Genomic DNA, 16,603 nt, shown 5'->3' with positions numbered 1-16,603 from the left:
CACAACGGGAACGACAGGAATAACCGGCCCAACCGGAATAACAGGAGCGACCGGAGCAAATGGAATAACCGGAATAACGGGATCAACAGGAATAACAGGTCCAACAGGAATAACGGGAACGACTGGAGTAACAGGGTCAACAGGAATAACGGGATCAACCGGATCAACAGGTCCAACTGGAACAACCGGATTAACGGGAGCAACAGGAGCAACAGGTCCAACGGGAACGACTGGAGTAACCGGAATAACCGGATCAACAGGAATAACAGGGTCAACCGGCGCAACAGGAATAACCGGCCCAACCGGCGCAAGTTTTAATACTTCAGGCTCGGCAGCAAATACTACTGGCGCAACAATTGCGATTACACTTTTAGGTCCTTCACCAATACCGTTTCCGAACGCACAAAATTTATCAGCAGATATAACAGTGAACAACCCAACAGCCACCATTTTTACAATTAATACAAGTGGTAGATATTTAATAACTTATCAAGTGTACCCTACATTATCTTTATTGACGACTTTTCAGTTATTTCGTAATGGGGTTGGAGTCGCAGGTACAAATATTTCTGCTGCAATAGGATTAAGTTTAGTCAGCAATCAAGTGATTATTAATATAAATGCAGGTGACACGATTCAAGTGATGGTGTCTGCTACATTAGCGGCTACAGTATCGTTAGCAGCAGGTACGACCGCTGCGACAATTTCGATTGTTAGAGTAGGTTAATTAATATTATTTTAATTCAACAAGTGACTACAAGTTATATGAGTAAGATTAATAGTGGTCACTTTTCTTTTTAAGATTTATATAATACTAAAAATAATGGCTTTTCAGTATTTTAAATACATAGGAAATTAATTCTTATAAGTGAGGGATAAAAATTGAAACAAAAAAGACCGGATATACCAAACTTACCAAGTATTAAATTACCAGTTTCTTCTCCAACTCTTTTACCACCAGTACCTCCGCCAACACCACCTACCCCACCAACACCAATACAAACTACAACAAAATGTGATCGATGTATTCCCATTGATCTATGTGGAAATATTTTGATTCAAGATAATCTTGAAAAACCAGTTGGAATATGGAGTTTAGGTGGAAATATAACTGCTTTTGCAACGATTTCAGTCTACAATAGCGAGAGTAGTACTGGACCGATATCAATCGAAGTAAATAGCAATAATTGTCATATAATTACCGTGTTGCCAGGTAATACTAGTAGTTATACTAGTCAAAATATAAAATCTGTGACCATATTACAATCAGGTCAAACTCCAATCTATTTAGAAGGTAAATATTGTATTGCTGGTAAAATTATTGATAAATAATAAACACATACTATAAAAACAGGAGCTTATTGCATAATCGCATTAAGCTTTTTTTTATTTCCTTAAAAATAGGCGTACTTAAATAAAACACTTTACATATGATTTAAAGAGTAGTATGGTTAGTTACATGAGTAACTAACTAAATAACTAACCAAGGAAAGGAAGGTGCTAATGAAACCGACATTAGATGAATCACAGCCAATTTTTCAACAAATTGCGGTTATGATTATGGACGAAATTATAGATGGAAGAATTAAAGAGGGGGAACAAGTGCCTTCGACAAATGAATTATCTCGCTTTTTTAATATTAATCCAGCAACTGCAAGGAAAGGTCTTCAAGCTTTAGTTGATAAGGAAATAATTTTTAAACAAAGAGGTGTAGGTATGTTTGTTTCAACGGGTGCGAAAGATAAGTTGCTTTTAGAGCGAAAACAGCAGTTTTATGTGGATTATGTTGCACCATTACTTAAAGAAGCAAAGAGAATTCATTTAGATGAAGAAATGGTAATTGAATTAATAAAGAGAAAAAACGACTCTAATTAGGAGGGGTATAAATTGATCGAAATTAAAAATTTGACATATGGCTATAAGCATACACCAGTTTTAACGGATTTCAATTTAATTGAAACAGAACCGAGTATTATTGCATTATGGGGAAGAAATGGTACAGGTAAAACAACTTTGATGAGTTTAGTTGCTGGCCATTATAAACCAAACGAAGGTTCAATAAAAGTCTTAGGAGAAGAACCTTATAATAATTTAAATGTACTAGAGAATATTTGTTATATCCAAGAAAACCATCCTTTTGGTCATAATTGGAGAATAAATGACTTGTTAAAATACGGAAGGTACTTTCATCCTAACTGGGATCAACAATTTGCAGAACATTTAGTTCAAGTTTTTGAATTGCCAAAGAATAAAAAAATCACTAAGTATTCAAAAGGTATGAAAACGGCAGTGCAAATCATATTAGGATTAGCTAGCAACGCAAAAATAACAGTTCTCGATGAGCCTACTAATGGGTTAGATGCAGTTAAAAGAAAACAGTTTTACGATGCCTTAATGGAAAGTTACGAAGAAAATCCAAGACTCATTTTACTTTCAACACATCATATCGAAGAAATTCAACCATTATGTGAAACGATTGTTGTAGTAAATGATGGAAAAGTACTATTTCATGAACAAATGGAAGTAATGCGAGAGAAAGGAGTTATTCTTTCTGGAAATATAGATTCAATCGAAGAAGTAACTAAAAATATTTCTATACTTGAATCCTCCAAAATCAGTTCGACACAAAAAGTAATGCTCGATGAATTATATTCAAATGATTGGAAAAAAATCGCAGAAGAACATCATCTTACAATTGAAAAAGCAACTCTACAAGACTATTTAATAAATAAAACAAAAAATAAAGAGGTGAAAAGATGAACTCTATAAGAGGCACTTATCAACTAGTTTTTGATGAATTAAAATGGTATTTCAAAATATTTTCTTTAATTACTTTGTTATTATCTGTTGTGTATGTACTCGTTAGTATAATATTTAAAATTCCTTTACAAAGTGGTGCAGCTCTGTTTGGGCCGACTTATGGTGGGATTAGTACATTTGCGGTTGCAGGATTGGTGATTCCTTTTCAAGTTGCAATTGGATTAGGTAGTACAAGAAGACAGTTTTTAAAATCGTATATTGTGATGTCATTATTAATGGTAATTACAAGTATAACTTACTTAAATATTCTTTATTACATTATGAATATATTATTAGACAAAGGAATAAATAGTTTTCACTTTTACCATCCTGCTCAGTTAGTCTCATCTGAATATCATTTCTTTACGTATTATTGGGTCGACCTAATGGTTGGATTTATGATACTAGGACTTTCTTCTTTTATTGCTATATTAGTTAGAAGATTGGGGATACTTTATTTTCTAATGACACTAGTTTTAGGTAGTATTTTAATGACTTTTTTATCTATAAATGGTATAAGTTCAGACTTATTTTCTTTTATTTTAAATAGTAAACCGCTCAATTTGTTTACTTTAATTGGATTGATCGGAATCGTACTTCAATTATTAACATTTCCGATGATGCTAAATGCACCTTTAAAAATGAAAGGTAGAAATTAAAAACGATTCGAGAAAAAGTATGTGGATCTATTGCATACTTTTTCTTTTATTTTATAATAAAAAATTCTGTATAATATAGATAAAATACAATAAGTTAGGAGATTAAATGATGCCATTTACAATTAATCCGATTGCTTTTGTTAAAAATTCAAGAAAAGAAATGAAAGACGATCACTGGGGTTCGATTATCTCTGAAATCGAGTTAGTAGAGGAGTTCAATGAAGAAGCATTAAGTGGCATAAGTGATTTTTCACATCTAGAGATTATTTTTTATTTCGATAAAGTGACTGATGAAATGATCCAATATAGTGCTAGACATCCTAGAAATAATATTGATTATCCAAAGGTTGGAATTTTTGCTCAAAGAGGTAAAAACCGGCCAAATAAATTAGGGTTAACAACTGTAGAACTTGTAAATCACAGTGGCCGTAGTCTTACAGTTAAAGGGTTAGATGCGATTGATGGTACACCAGTCATCGATATTAAACCAATTATGAAAGAATTTCTTCCCAAAGGGGAGATCAAGCAAGCAGAATGGTCAAAGGCTTTGATGGAAAAATATTGGTGATAAAGGTTTAAAAATGATGAAAGAGTTGTCTCAAATGTTTTATTTGGGAAACTCTTTTTTTCTTTTATATTATTAACAGCTAAATTAAATTTTGGTTATTTCATTATTAAAGCAATTGTTGAGATGCCACTCAAGTCGCCCATGCCCTGATCCAGCTTAAATTCTACAAATAATTAAAAATTTTTAATTTTAAACTTAGTTATTTTTACTCACTTTTACTTAAACCGACATTTAATTCGATTTATAAAGTTCTCGTTTAATGAAAATTCCCCCAATTCTTTTAAAGAAAAACTCTAGCTATAATTTAAGTTAAGTGATTTTTCTGAAAAATCACATGTTATTGCTTGTTGTACAATCTTTATTTTTAGAAAAAGTTGGAGGTAATTAGAATGAAGGGGTTAAGTAGTAAATTTTTTCAAACCACATCTGTGCTTGTTTTAGCTAGCAGTACAATTTTGGGATCGACTATGATGATTAAAAAGCCGGCTTATGCGAACTCAAATAACGTAGAAAGCATTCTTCAATCACTTACACCGGAACAAAGGGAGGCTTTGAGTCAATTAGAAATTGCAGGTTCAAAAACTGGTTTGCAATTATCTGATGATATCGACTTATCGAGTGATAAAGAAGTATCGGTAATTGTTGAATTTAAAGAACTTCCAGCTAAAGTAGCACAGTTAGAGAAAGCTGCAGAAGGTGAGTCTATTTCATTAGAAAAGGCGAAAGAAAATGTAACAAAGTCTCATGCACACTTTAAACAAGAATTACAAGAAAAAATAGCTAAGAAAGAGAAATCTAGTAATGAAGAAGTTCAAATTAAATATACATATCAGAATGCGTTTAACGGGGTTTCATTGACACTTCCAGCAAATCAAATTAAAGATTTATTAGATTTGGATACAGTTAAAGCAGTGTATAGTGATTCAACAATTCAAATTAAGCCACCTGTTGAACCAGTCCAAGAGAAGGATCAAACTAAGGTTGATAGTTTACCATTTTTAAAGATTGATAAATTACATGAGGAAGGTTTTACAGGTAAAAATATTAAAATAGGTGTAATTGATACTGGAATTGACTATAACCATCCTGATTTGAAAGATGCATATAAAGGTGGTTATGATTTCGTAGATAATGATAATGACCCGATGGAAACTACATATGATCAATGGAAAGCTTCTAAAAAAACAGAATTTCTAAATGGGAGCTCATATTATACTGATCACGGTACGCATGTTTCTGGTACGATTGCTGGTCGAGGGAAAAATAACTCTGATTATAAAGTAACTGGAGTAGCGCCTGATTCAGATTTATATGTATACCGCGTATTGGGGCCTAAAATGGAGCTATTGGAGTAATTATTTATAACAATAATGCAACAGAAGGACAAATTCCGTATTATTTGGGAGAAAGCAATAATAATATACCGGTATTTTCAATGACGAATAAAGATGGTTTAGCGGTAAATGATCTATTTAGCAAGGGAATTCCTTCAGTAACACTAGGGAAAACTGGTGTGTCTGACATTCCAGGTGATGATCTAGCTAGCTTTAGTTCTAGAGGTCCATCAGGAACGCTATATGATATTAAACCTGAGGTTACAGCTCCGGGTGTAGATGTTTTATCAACTGTTCCTGCATATATCAATAATAAAAATGACGCAACAGATTATTCATCTGCATTTATGCGAATGTCTGGAACTTCAATGGCGACACCACATGTCACTGGGATTACTGCATTACTTTTACAAGCGCATCCTAATTATACTCCTGCGGATATAAAAACTGTATTAATGAATACAGCTGATCCTTTAAGAAGCAAATACAGTGTGTTTGAAGTTGGAGCAGGAAGAGTAGATCCTTATGAAGCGATTTATTCACGCATCGAACTAGGAGTTCAGGATACTACGCCGTTTATTAAAAATAATGAAAAAGTAAATATTGATGAGCAAACTGGTGGACTAAGCTATGGTTTTATTTCAGTAGACAAAAATGCTATTTCGAAAAATACAAATATATTAATCACTAATCATACTGATAAAATGCAAAAATATAATATTTCTGTTGAGTATAATATCGGCACTCGTGGATCTTTAGATGCAAAAGCAAACGGTGTTAAAATAACAGTACCTAATGACTTGAAAATGAAAAAGGATAGCCAGGAGATGATTCCTGCAACACTTACAATACCAATAACTGCTAGTAAAGGAACATATGAAGGTTATATTCATGTTGTGAATGATAAAGATCCAGATGATCATTATCAAATTCCATTTGGCTTCCGTTTAGTAGAAGAAGGCTTTGAATATTTCAAGGTTCATTCTCCAAGTATCTCTACAACTCGTGAAACTGCACCATATAGTGTTAAGGCGTCTGATTTAGATTTTAAATTAAATTCGCCAATGAAAACATTAGATTTTATTTTAGTAGATTCAAAAACAAATAAAGATTTAGGATTAATCGGTACGATTGATGTTTCAAGTGCAGGAGTTGATAAGGATCTCTACATTCAAAAAGCATTTACAGGTAGATATTTTCCATTTACGGGTAATGCGAAGAAACCGGTTGGCTACACATCGATCCTAACAACACCAGGATTATACAAAATGAAAGTTATTGGTACAAATTTAGACGGCAAACAGTATACAAAGACAGACCAAGTATATATTGATAATAAACGTCCAACATTCATACTAGATGACACAAACGCTATACCTAAAGGTGATCTGCCATTTGTTGAATTAGCACCTGGGCAAAAAACAGTTACTTTATCTGGTAGCATTATAGATGATGAAGCAAAGGAAATGGAAAATAGCGGAATGAATGTAACACAAGCAAATAATAATGCCTGGTATGGTCCTAACTCTCCAGCCATTGGTATTGCTGCTGATGCGAATGGCAAGTTTACGAAAGAAATATCTGTTGATTCTTCAAATCCAGTCAATATGCTCCAATTTGTAGCGTCGGACAGAGCTGGCAATTCAACGATGGCTAAAGTCGTGTACTATATGAAACCAGGGGCGCAATATATTTATGCCAAACCAAATAAAGAATCCTTTACAATGGGTGATCAATTAACTTATACGTTCTATGCTCATGGTTTGCAAAATGCAAAAGATCTAACACTTAAATTTGATTACACATCAAGATTTTTTAATTCAGTAGAATTTAATAAAAATAAGGCTTTATCTGAGGATACTCAATTTACAGTTACTTCAACAGGAACTGCTAGCAAATCAAATACAATTAATATAAAAGCACCAGGAGATGGTTTAACAGGGGATCTACCTTTATTTGATATACAAGTAGAAACGAACGCAAATGAATTTGTTAATCCTAATACTACATTTTTCTATATCAATTCATCCAGTTATAAAGATCTTAATGGTAAAACTGTAAACCCATATACTCAGGTCGGTTATTTACCTAGCTATCCAGCCTACTCAACTGCAACAGCAAAAATCAACGCTGCTGGATTGTTAAATGCAAATGGCAGTTTTAATTTTGGAATCGACTACACAACAATAGGTGCACAAGCAAAAGCGAAAGACTCCAAAGGTCAAATTTATAATGGTGAAATTCAAAAAAATGGAAATATCGTATTCAATAAACTTCCTATTACAGAACAATTATATACAGTCATCATAGATATTCCAGGTCATTTTACCACATACACACCAATGGAAATTGGCCGAAATAATCGGGATGTTTTTATAGGTGAAAATATTACTTATCCTACTGTAAGAGAAAATGCTGGAGATCTGAATAAAGATAATGTAATTGATATTTATGATGTCATACTTCTCGAACAAAATTGGGGAACGAATAACCGTAATGCTGATATTAATTTTGATGGTAAAGTAGATTCATTGGATTTCAAGTTACTAGAAGCTAATTATTTAAAAGAGAATGATTATTTATTAGATACTCCTACTGCTGTTAAAGAGTATAATGGAAAAACAATTGATTCCATTAAGAAGTCTTTAGGCATCAATTAAATTTTTGAACCTATCCAATTGGATAGGTTTTTTGTGTTGATATGCTTATGGCCTATTCTTAAATAGGAGTTATGTATATTTTGTCGAATTTATTAGAGAGTATAAACTTTTTTACAGTAAAACTGGAAAAAGGAGAATGTGATATGATTAAAGCTGTCATTTTTGATTTAGATGGAACTTTATTAGATCGGGATAGATCCTTGAAGCTATTTATTAAAACTCAGTATAAAAAGTACTTTCGCGAATTAAAACATATACCTGAGAAGCATTATATCGAACGTTTCATTGAATTAGATAATAAGGGATATGTTTGGAAAGATAAGGTATATCAACAATTACTTCAAGAATTCTCTATTTCTAGTTTAACTTGGGAACAGCTACTAGAAGATTACATAAATTCATTCCAGTATAGCTGTATCCCTTTTCAAAATATGGAGTATGTACTAAAAGAACTTAAAAACAGAGGAATACGATTAGGTATGATTACCAACGGATTTACTAAATTACAATCTCTAAATCTAAAAGCATTAGGAATTCATAACTACATAGATACCATATTAATATCAGAGCAAGAAGGGATTAAAAAGCCTCATGCCGAAATATTTTTAAGGGCATTAGAGAAATTAGGCGTTAATCCAGAAGAAAGTTTATATGTAGGAGATCATCCAGAAAATGATGTAATTGGTGCTCAAAATGTTGGAATGAATGCTGTATGGAAAAAAGATCCATTTTGGAGTGAGCCATATACAATTGAACAGTCAATTGATGATTTGGGAGAATTACTAAACCTAGTTTTGCAGGAGAAATAATTAGTAAAATAGTACTTATATTCTACGGTGTATAAGGGAGAAGGATAAAGTGAGATATCTACTGTTGTTTATAAGTATAGTTATACTACTTACAGGTTGTTCGTATAATACTTTGACTGAGGCGGTCCACTCAAAACATAAAAATAACGACACAGTTAAAATCGGATATGTAGAAAACAAGAAACAAACTTTGATTTTTACAGAAGGTAAAAAGGATAAACAGTATGTATTTAGTACTTTTCAGAAAAAGAATGGTAAGTTCAACTATTCAACAAAATACGAAGATGGAGTTACTTTTGATTCGGAGACAGGAATTCCATTCTTAATTCGGACAATTAATGTTGAAAATGTAGGAAATGTAATCTGGGGAGCATTAAAAACAGATAAAAAAATAACGAAAGTAACTGTTATATACAAAAATATTAAATCCCCAAATGAACAGATTAAAGTGGATATACCAGTAAAAAATAATATGTTTATTGGATATCCGGATAAGTCATTCTTTGAGAAGGAAACGACAGTATATCAAGATTGGGATATGTCTGGAACAGCGTATGATGAAAATGGAAATGTAATTGCTAAATATTAGACGTTAAAAGGGTAAAATTATAATTTTTACTTAAAAAAGTAAAGAGTAGGTAAATTTGTTTCATTCTACTCTTTTTTATAGTTGGTAATTAATAGTATGATTATTCAATCAACACATTCCTAGTAAAAGAAGTACAAGTAACAATTTGTAAATACAAGTTTAAATGTGAGGTGTAGGATGGATATTAGATATAGAATTGCCTCAACAACTGATAGTTCAGAAATTGCTAGATTATCGGGTCAATTGGGTTACAATGTCGAAAAAAATCAAGTTATTGAACGATTAAATAAAATAGTAGATCAGAAAGATCATGTTGTATTTGTAGCAGAAATTGAAGGTAAACTTATTGGTTGGATTCATGCCCACGGACGATATTTGATTGAGTCTCCACCATATGTTGAAATTGGTGGTTTGATTGTTGACAGTACATATAGGGGGCAAAAAATTGGTAAGTTTCTAGTGGAAAGATGCGAAGAATGGTCACAATTATTGGGATTTAAAGAAATAAGGGTACGGACAAATGAAACTAGAGTAGAAACACTTATTTTTTATAAAAAGATTGGTTTCGAAAACACAAAAGCACAAAAAGTATTTAAGAAAGAATTAATTGTAAACTAAAAGATAATATTTAATGCTTATGCCACTTATGCGGTAAGTTCACTTTCCATTTAGCTTGTAGACAATTGGAGTTTCCTCCATGTTTACAAGCTTTTTTTGTATAATAAAAAAATTTAAAAGGCAAATATAAAGTAGGGTGTAAGTCAAGATTAGAATCATCTGACGCCTTTTATTCGTAAAAGGTTTATGGGAATATAATAAAAAAATATTTAAACATTATAACGTTATATTGACTAATGAGAAATTAGATGTTATTCTACATTGGAATAATAAACAAGAAGATGTAAACGAATACATTAATCAATTTAGATGATTACTGAAAAGGATGAGGGGAAATGAAGGATCATTTCGTACTACAGAATGTAAAAATGATAGACGGAAGTTCTGTTGATATCATAGTAGAAAATAAAAAGATTAAAGACATTGTAGCTGCTGGAACCGGTAATGGTGAGCAAAAGGTAGATTACAAGCACAATGTATTTGTTTCTAGTGGTTGGATTGATCTGCATGTCCATGCATATGCAGAATTTGAGCCATATGGTGATGATGTCGACGAGATTGGTTATAAAACAGGTGTTACTACAATTGTTGATGCGGGTAGCACTGGCGCCGATAACATGTCCAAATTGGTAAGTAGCTGTAAAAAATCAAAAACAAATGTTTTCGCATTTTTAAATATTTCGCGAATTGGTTTAAAACGAATTGACGAGTTATCTGATTTGTCTTGGTTAGACGAGGAGCAACTCAAAAATACAATTGCAGAACATAAAGATTTTATTATCGGACTGAAGGCAAGGATTAGCAAAAGTGTAGTAGGTGAAAATGGGGTAGAACCTTTAAAAATAGCTCGTAAGTTCTCAAACGAAACCGACTTACCACTTATGGTTCATATTGGTTCAGGACCGCCAGATATTAATGACGTTCTAGACTTACTTGAAAATAAAGATATAATTACGCACTACTTAAATGGTAAAGCAAATAATTTATTTGATGAGATGGGAAGACCTCTTCCAAAATTTCTAGAGGCAATTAATCGAGGTGTTCATTTAGATGTTGGGCACGGAAATGCAAGTTTTTCGTTCAAAACAGCTTTGCAAGCTAAAGAAGATGGAATTAAATTCGATACGATTAGCACTGATATTTATCGGAAAAATCGATTGAATGGCCCAGTATATAGTATGTCTCATGTTTTATCAAAATTTTTATACTTAGGTTATTCACTAGAAGTAATTATTGATGCTGTTACAGTTAATGCGGCTAAGTGGCTTAATAAACCAGAACTTGGAAGAATTCAGGTAGGAGATTTTGCAAACCTCACTTTATTTACTGTTGAAGATGAAGCGACAACCTTACTAGACTCTGAAGGGGACGAGCGTAAAGCTGAACAAAAAATCGTAGTAAAAGGAGTGGTTATTAATGGAGAACACATTGAATGCTAAATATGGTTTGAAAAGAGTAATTAACGCAAGCGGTAGAATGAGTATATTAGGTGTTTCCGCTCCAACGGACACTGTCATGGAAGCAATGAAAATTGGTGGTCAAAATTATGTTGAAATTTCGGACTTAGTTGATAAGGCTGGAAATCATATTGCGGGTCTTCTTCAATCAGAGGCGGCTGTAGTTGTTAACTCAGCTTCAAGTGGAATTGCCCTTTCAGTAGCTGCAATTGTGACTGAAGGAAACAGACGTAAAAGCGAAAGATTACACCAAGAATCAATCCAAAAAAATGAAATCATTATGTTAAAGGGACACAACGTACAGTATGGTGCTCCAGTAGAAACGATGATTTTCCTTGGTGGAGGTAAATTAGTCGAAGTCGGTTATGCAAATGAAGGGAAAGTAGAACATATTGCAGATGCGATTAGTGAAAAAACAGCAGCAATTTTATATGTAAAATCTCATCATGCTGTTCAAAAAAATATGATTTCAGTTGAAGAAGCTTGGGAAGTAGCTCAAGCTAATAATGTACCTTTAATTATCGATGCTGCCGCTGAAGAAGATTTACAAAAATATGTCAAAGTCTCAGATTTAGCAATATATAGTGGTTCGAAAGCGATTGAAGGACCTACTTCAGGTATTGTTGCCGGCAAGCAAAAATATATCGATTGGTTAAAAGTACAATTACATTGTATCGGTAGAAGTATGAAAGTTGGTAAAGAAACCACTTTTGGCCTGTTGCAAGCTTTGGATGAATATTTTGTCAAGAAAGACAATAGTGAAAATGAAAAAGCTAGTTTAGAAGTTTTAAAATCACTAGATTCAATCAATGGTATAAAAGTAACAATCGTACAAGATGAAGCGGGACGAGCTATTTTTAGAGCCCGAATCCAAATTGATCCTGTTGTAACGAAAACGACAGCGAAGGATGTAAATGATCAATTAAAGAATGGTGATATTGCAATTTACACCCGTGATTACGGTGTTCGTCAAGGCTTTTTCGATATTGATCCACGACCACTACAATCAGATGATATTTACGTAATTGAAGCTCAAGTGCGAGCAATATTAGGAGGAACTGAACAATGACAAATATTGAAAAACGTTTTTATAACAACCGAGTAGCATTAAATGTTTTAGCAAATAGTATTGAAAATGCAGTTGAAGTTTTTGAAGCTGCAGAAGGTCATGTATTAGTAGGTGTTCTTTCAAAAGACTACCCAACTGTAGAGGCTGCTGTATCAGCTATGAAAGAATACGGTGCAGCAATTGATGAAGCGGTATCGATTGGTCTTGGTGCTGGTGATAATAGACAAGCAGCAGTTGTAGCAGAAATCGCCAAACATTATCCAGGAAGTCATATCAATCAAGTATTTCCTGCAGTAGGTGCAACACGCGCTAACTTAGGTGAAAAAGATAGCTGGATCAATTCTCTAGTATCTCCAACAGGAAAAGTTGGCTATGTAAATATCTCTACTGGACCTGTAAGTGCAGCTAGTGAAACAGCGATTGTACCAATCAAATCTGCAATTGCGTTAGTTCGTGATATGGGTGGAAATGCATTAAAATACTTCCCAATGAAAGGGCTAAAACACGTTGAAGAGTTTCGTGCTGTAGCAAAAGCATGTGGTGAAGAAGGTTTTGCTTTAGAACCTACTGGTGGTATTGATTTAGAGAATTTTGAAGAGATTTTAGAAATTGCATTGGAAGAAAAAGTACCTAAAATTATCCCACACGTATATTCTTCAATTATTAATGAAGAAACTGGAAAAACTAATCCTGAAGATGTAAGAAAATTATTAGCAATCACAAAAAGTTTGGTTGAAAAATATGCGTAAACAAATTGTTGCTTTCGGAGAAGTAATGATGCGATTGCAAGTGCCAGGGTATGAACTACTGGCACAAGCAAACGCATTACAATATTCTTTCTCAGGAACTGGTGTAAACGTTGCGTCCGCGATGACTAAGCTTGGTCATGATGGCTTTCTAGTATCAAAATTGCCGAACAATCCATTAGGAGATGCTGCGATTGCTTTCTTGCAACGACTAGGAATTAATCGAAATTATATAACTAGAGGCGGAAAATATCTTGGACTGTATTTTTTAGAAAATGGTTTTGGACAGCGCTCTAGTCGTGTGACATATACTAATCGTTTAGAAAGTAGCTTTAATACGGCATCTTATAGCGATTATGATCTTAATCAAATTGCAAAACAAGCAGATGTTATCCATTTTTGCGGTATTACACTAGCGATGACAGATGATGTTAGAGAAACAATGAAAATTCTTGCGAAAAAAGTAAAAGAAAATGGCGGATTAGTTTGTTTTGATTGTAATTACCGACCTTCTTTATGGGAGGGAGGATATAGTAAAGCAAAACCTCATTATGAAGATATGCTAGCATTAGCTGATATCGTCATGATGAACGAGAAAGATGCGATGTATGTTTTAGGAATGGAGACAGAAGGGACTTCTAGGGAAGCACAACTGAAAGACCTGATTCCTAAAGTTGCAAAGCAATATAACATACAAACTGTTGCTGGAACGCACCGAGCAATTAATAGTGACAATTCACATTCATTACGTGGATATCTATTCACAAATGGAGAGTTTCACTTTTCGGAAAATACTTCTTTTTCCGTATACGATCGAATTGGCGCTGGAGATGCTTATACTAGCGGTATCCTACATGGGGTGATAACTGATTTTTCACCAGAAAAAACTGTTCTCTTTGCTCAAACAGCGGGAATGTTAGCATGTACGATCGTTGGAGATACTCCGATGTCAACAGAGGCAGAAATTTTATCAGCTATGGCTGGAGCAATTGATGATATTAAGCGCTAAAAAAGGAGAGGTAAGGGAATGAGTGTGAATCGTAAAAAAGGACCGTTGTATTTACAAATTAAAGAGATGATAAAGGATCGAATTTTACATGGAGTTTATCCAATTCACACAAATATTCCCTCAGAACCTCAATTAGAAGAAGAGTTTAGTGTGAGTAAAATTACGATTAGAAATGCCATAAAAGAACTTGTTCAAGAAGGATACTTAGAAAAGAAAAGTGGTAAAGGAACAAAGGTTATTGCGAATGTTACGAGCGCAAAACTTTCAAAAGGGAAGCGTTTTACAGAAATATTAGTTGAAGAAGGACGTCATATTACTAAAAAAGTGCTGAGCATAAAAAAGCCAGAAGTAACAGCGGATTCTATCCCTTATTCTGTATTTGGTGATAAATATGTCCAAATTGAGCGAATTTATTTACTGGAAAATGAACCGTATATTCACTTTACACACTATATTTCAATTGAAGTAACAGAAGAAGAGATAGAAGACATACAGATCAGTTCCCTATATCGTTTCTTAGAAGAAAATAATATTCGATTAGAATCTTTCCGAGATGAATTTGCAGTAGCTGTTGCTCCGGATCATGTTTGTGAGATTTTAAATTTAGAAAAAGGCACAACCACATTAAAAAGAATACGTCGTTCTAGTGATGAAGATGGAAATATTCTAGAAATCAGTGAAGGTTACTATAATACTGCCAAACAAAATTACGTTGTAACCTACAATGATTCAACGCAGTGATGTATCTTCATTGTATAAAATGTAAGCGATTACTAAGGGAGAGTGTGCAATAATGGATTTATATTTGATAGGAATTACATTAGTAGCAATCGTTATCGTTATTTTAGGAGTATCGTGGTGGAAATGGCATGCATTTATCAGTTTATCTGTAGCTGGCCTTTTCCTAGCCGTTTTTTCTGGCGTATCAATGGATAAAATTGTAACTGCTTATGAAACAGGAGTCGGCGCCGTTCTCGGTCATCTTGTTGGGATTTTAGCTTTAGGTACGATTTTAGGAAAAATGATGTCAGATTCTGGTGCAGGGATGCAAGTAGCCGATTTCTTTATTAAAAAATTCGGCGTAAAAAACCTACCATGGGCAATGTTGCTTTCAGGTTTTATTATTGGAATTCCAGTTTTTTTCGAGGTCGGTCTAGTAATCTTGTTACCTCTTGTTATATCAATTCGTAAATCTACCAATTCAAATATTCTATTAATTGGTATCCCAGTACTTGCCGGTTTATCGATTGTACATGGTTTAGTGCCACCACATCCTGGGGCGATGACAGCGATTGGTATTTATAATGCAAACTTAGGACGAGTCCTACTTTATTCATTAATCATTGCTTTTCCAACTGCAATCATTGCAGGTCCGATCTTTTCAAAATGGATTCACAAACGTGTAACACCAATTGGTGAACCAGAGTTAATTCGAGTTGAAACGAAGTCAAATGCTTTACCAAGTACGGGTGTATCATTTTTCATCATTTTACTTCCAGTTTTACTAATGGTGTTAACGGTAATTACACCATACTTATCTCTACCAAGTGCAATTGCTAAATTCTTAATTTTAATCGGTAGCCCTGTAATTGCGCTATTAATCTCTTGTTTTGCAGCTTATTATTTATTAGGGTATCGCCAAGGAATGGACAAAACTTTAATTAAAAAATTAACTGATGAATGTTTAACACCTTTAGCTTCAATTATATTAATCATTGGTGCAGGTGGAGCATTTAAGCAAATCCTAATTGAAAGCGGTGTAGGTACTGCCATTGCAACAATGGCTGAGCAAATGTCACTATCACCGATTGTGCTTGCATTCTTAGTAGCAGGTTTAATAAGAATAGCTACTGGTTCAGCTACAGTTGCTTTAACAACAGCAGCTGGAATTGTTTCTCCAGTAGTGGCACATATGACAGGTGTAAACTTAGAATTACTTGTTATTGCGACTGGCGCAGGTTCACTAATGTTTTCACATGTAAATGATGCAGGATTCTGGTTAGTAAAAGAATACCTGGGATTAACTGTCAAAGAAACATTCAAAACATGGACAGTAATGGAAACGCTTCTGTCGTTTGTAGCGTTTGGACTTACATTAGTATTAGATATTTTTATTTAAGAATAAGGGAAGAGGCTGTTTCAAAAGTCAGGCAACTGACATGAAAGGCGCCTCTTTTTTTATTTGTTATACTGGAATGTCAACACTTAACTAGACAACTTTCTTAAGGTGTACAAGTTTGAATTCAATTGGACTTAAATAACCAAGCGTCGCGTGAATGCGAATAT

18 protein-coding genes are annotated in these 16,603 nt (G+C 33.6%); 17 read left to right on the top strand and 1 reads right to left on the bottom strand.

The features are described from left to right. On the bottom strand, positions 1 to 435 hold a 435-nt coding region (locus tag ACFWM3_RS14455), incomplete at its 3' end, for a hypothetical protein (RefSeq protein ID WP_390311918.1). Between ACFWM3_RS14455 and ACFWM3_RS14450 the strand changes: the two genes are divergently transcribed. The 17 genes from ACFWM3_RS14450 to ACFWM3_RS14370 all read left to right on the top strand — a co-directional run bounded on the left by ACFWM3_RS14450 (position 356) and on the right by ACFWM3_RS14370 (position 16,436). Next, positions 356 to 727, top strand: coding sequence for a BclA C-terminal domain-containing protein (locus ACFWM3_RS14450; protein ID WP_390311917.1), 372 nt, complete (start codon positions 356 to 358; stop codon positions 725 to 727). The two genes, ACFWM3_RS14455 and ACFWM3_RS14450, sit on opposite strands and share 80 nt — an antisense overlap. A 155-nt stretch (positions 728 to 882) precedes the next feature. Further along, entirely contained in the window at positions 883 to 1,332 is a 450-nt protein-coding gene (locus ACFWM3_RS14445; protein ID WP_390311802.1) for an S-Ena type endospore appendage, read from the top strand. Positions 1,333 to 1,503: 171 nt separating this feature from the next. After that, complete coding sequence (locus tag ACFWM3_RS14440) at positions 1,504 to 1,875, top strand: GntR family transcriptional regulator (protein WP_390311801.1); 372 nt, start codon at positions 1,504 to 1,506, stop codon at positions 1,873 to 1,875. A gap of 12 nt (positions 1,876 to 1,887) precedes the next feature. After that, positions 1,888 to 2,760, top strand: coding sequence for an ATP-binding cassette domain-containing protein (locus tag ACFWM3_RS14435; protein WP_390311799.1), 873 nt, complete (start codon positions 1,888 to 1,890; stop codon positions 2,758 to 2,760). Then, complete coding sequence (locus tag ACFWM3_RS14430; protein ID WP_390311797.1) at positions 2,757 to 3,458, top strand: hypothetical protein; 702 nt, start codon at positions 2,757 to 2,759, stop codon at positions 3,456 to 3,458. The genes ACFWM3_RS14435 and ACFWM3_RS14430 overlap by 4 nt, the downstream gene beginning before the upstream one ends. Positions 3,459 to 3,567: 109 nt before the next feature. Next, complete coding sequence (gene tsaA, locus ACFWM3_RS14425; protein ID WP_390311796.1) at positions 3,568 to 4,026, top strand: tRNA (N6-threonylcarbamoyladenosine(37)-N6)-methyltransferase TrmO; 459 nt, start codon at positions 3,568 to 3,570, stop codon at positions 4,024 to 4,026. A 389-nt stretch (positions 4,027 to 4,415) separates the two neighbouring features. Then, positions 4,416 to 5,381, top strand: coding sequence for a S8 family serine peptidase (locus ACFWM3_RS14420; RefSeq protein WP_390311795.1), 966 nt, complete (start codon positions 4,416 to 4,418; stop codon positions 5,379 to 5,381). Between the two features lie 44 nt (positions 5,382 to 5,425). Next, the gene (locus ACFWM3_RS14415) at positions 5,426 to 8,020 is read left to right on the top strand and encodes a S8 family serine peptidase (RefSeq protein ID WP_390311794.1); all 2,595 of its coding nucleotides are present in this window, start codon (positions 5,426 to 5,428) and stop codon (positions 8,018 to 8,020) included. Between the two features lie 143 nt (positions 8,021 to 8,163). Continuing rightward, positions 8,164 to 8,829, top strand: coding sequence for an HAD family hydrolase (locus ACFWM3_RS14410; RefSeq protein ID WP_056466136.1), 666 nt, complete (start codon positions 8,164 to 8,166; stop codon positions 8,827 to 8,829). 49 nt (positions 8,830 to 8,878) lie between these two features. Further along, the gene (locus tag ACFWM3_RS14405; protein WP_390311793.1) at positions 8,879 to 9,418 is read left to right on the top strand and encodes a hypothetical protein; all 540 of its coding nucleotides are present in this window, start codon (positions 8,879 to 8,881) and stop codon (positions 9,416 to 9,418) included. Positions 9,419 to 9,595: 177 nt separating this feature from the next. Further along, positions 9,596 to 10,036 carry a GNAT family N-acetyltransferase gene (locus ACFWM3_RS14400; protein WP_056466131.1) on the top strand — a complete coding sequence of 147 codons (441 nt, stop codon included), beginning with the start codon at positions 9,596 to 9,598 and terminating at the stop codon, positions 10,034 to 10,036. A 335-nt stretch (positions 10,037 to 10,371) separates the two neighbouring features. Then, complete coding sequence (locus ACFWM3_RS14395; RefSeq protein ID WP_390311792.1) at positions 10,372 to 11,475, top strand: amidohydrolase/deacetylase family metallohydrolase; 1,104 nt, start codon at positions 10,372 to 10,374, stop codon at positions 11,473 to 11,475. After that, positions 11,453 to 12,562, top strand: coding sequence for a DgaE family pyridoxal phosphate-dependent ammonia lyase (locus ACFWM3_RS14390; RefSeq protein ID WP_056466125.1), 1,110 nt, complete (start codon positions 11,453 to 11,455; stop codon positions 12,560 to 12,562). The genes ACFWM3_RS14395 and ACFWM3_RS14390 overlap by 23 nt, the downstream gene beginning before the upstream one ends. Further along, on the top strand, positions 12,559 to 13,311 hold the full coding sequence (gene dagF / locus ACFWM3_RS14385) for a 2-dehydro-3-deoxy-phosphogluconate aldolase (protein ID WP_056466122.1): 753 nt from the start codon (positions 12,559 to 12,561) through the stop codon (positions 13,309 to 13,311). The genes ACFWM3_RS14390 and dagF overlap by 4 nt, the downstream gene beginning before the upstream one ends. Continuing rightward, positions 13,304 to 14,317, top strand: a complete 1,014-nt coding sequence (locus ACFWM3_RS14380) for a sugar kinase (protein ID WP_390311791.1) — start codon at positions 13,304 to 13,306, stop codon at positions 14,315 to 14,317. The genes dagF and ACFWM3_RS14380 overlap by 8 nt, the downstream gene beginning before the upstream one ends. An 18-nt stretch (positions 14,318 to 14,335) precedes the next feature. Further along, positions 14,336 to 15,058, top strand: coding sequence for a GntR family transcriptional regulator (locus tag ACFWM3_RS14375; RefSeq protein WP_056466114.1), 723 nt, complete (start codon positions 14,336 to 14,338; stop codon positions 15,056 to 15,058). A gap of 52 nt (positions 15,059 to 15,110) precedes the next feature. Then, positions 15,111 to 16,436: a GntT/GntP/DsdX family permease gene (locus ACFWM3_RS14370; protein WP_390311790.1), complete on the top strand. Its 1,326-nt coding sequence runs from the start codon at positions 15,111 to 15,113 to the stop codon at positions 16,434 to 16,436. The last annotated feature ends 167 nt before the right edge of the window (positions 16,437 to 16,603 follow it).

Source organism: Gottfriedia sp. NPDC058432 (assembly GCF_042721555.1).
Lineage (GTDB): Bacteria > Bacillota > Bacilli > Bacillales > Bacillaceae_G > Gottfriedia.
The sequence above is the reverse complement of the archived record's forward strand: the minus strand, read 5'-3'. Positions and strand labels throughout refer to the sequence as shown.

What these genes read in the sequence shown, in the direction of transcription:
- ACFWM3_RS14410 (WP_056466136.1), top strand. Translation starts at nt 8,164, where the DNA reads ATGATTAAAGCTGTCATTTTTGATTTAGATGGAACTTTATTAGATCGG.
- ACFWM3_RS14400 (WP_056466131.1), top strand. Translation starts at nt 9,596, where the DNA reads ATGGATATTAGATATAGAATTGCCTCAACAACTGATAGTTCAGAAATT.
- dagF (WP_056466122.1), top strand. Translation starts at nt 12,559, where the DNA reads ATGACAAATATTGAAAAACGTTTTTATAACAACCGAGTAGCATTAAAT.
- ACFWM3_RS14430 (WP_390311797.1), top strand. Translation starts at nt 2,757, where the DNA reads ATGAACTCTATAAGAGGCACTTATCAACTAGTTTTTGATGAATTAAAA.
- ACFWM3_RS14395 (WP_390311792.1), top strand. Translation starts at nt 10,372, where the DNA reads ATGAAGGATCATTTCGTACTACAGAATGTAAAAATGATAGACGGAAGT.
- ACFWM3_RS14440 (WP_390311801.1), top strand. Translation starts at nt 1,504, where the DNA reads ATGAAACCGACATTAGATGAATCACAGCCAATTTTTCAACAAATTGCG.
- ACFWM3_RS14375 (WP_056466114.1), top strand. Translation starts at nt 14,336, where the DNA reads ATGAGTGTGAATCGTAAAAAAGGACCGTTGTATTTACAAATTAAAGAG.
- tsaA (WP_390311796.1), top strand. Translation starts at nt 3,568, where the DNA reads ATGCCATTTACAATTAATCCGATTGCTTTTGTTAAAAATTCAAGAAAA.
- ACFWM3_RS14370 (WP_390311790.1), top strand. Translation starts at nt 15,111, where the DNA reads ATGGATTTATATTTGATAGGAATTACATTAGTAGCAATCGTTATCGTT.
- ACFWM3_RS14380 (WP_390311791.1), top strand. Translation starts at nt 13,304, where the DNA reads ATGCGTAAACAAATTGTTGCTTTCGGAGAAGTAATGATGCGATTGCAA.
- ACFWM3_RS14420 (WP_390311795.1), top strand. Translation starts at nt 4,416, where the DNA reads ATGAAGGGGTTAAGTAGTAAATTTTTTCAAACCACATCTGTGCTTGTT.
- ACFWM3_RS14390 (WP_056466125.1), top strand. Translation starts at nt 11,453, where the DNA reads ATGGAGAACACATTGAATGCTAAATATGGTTTGAAAAGAGTAATTAAC.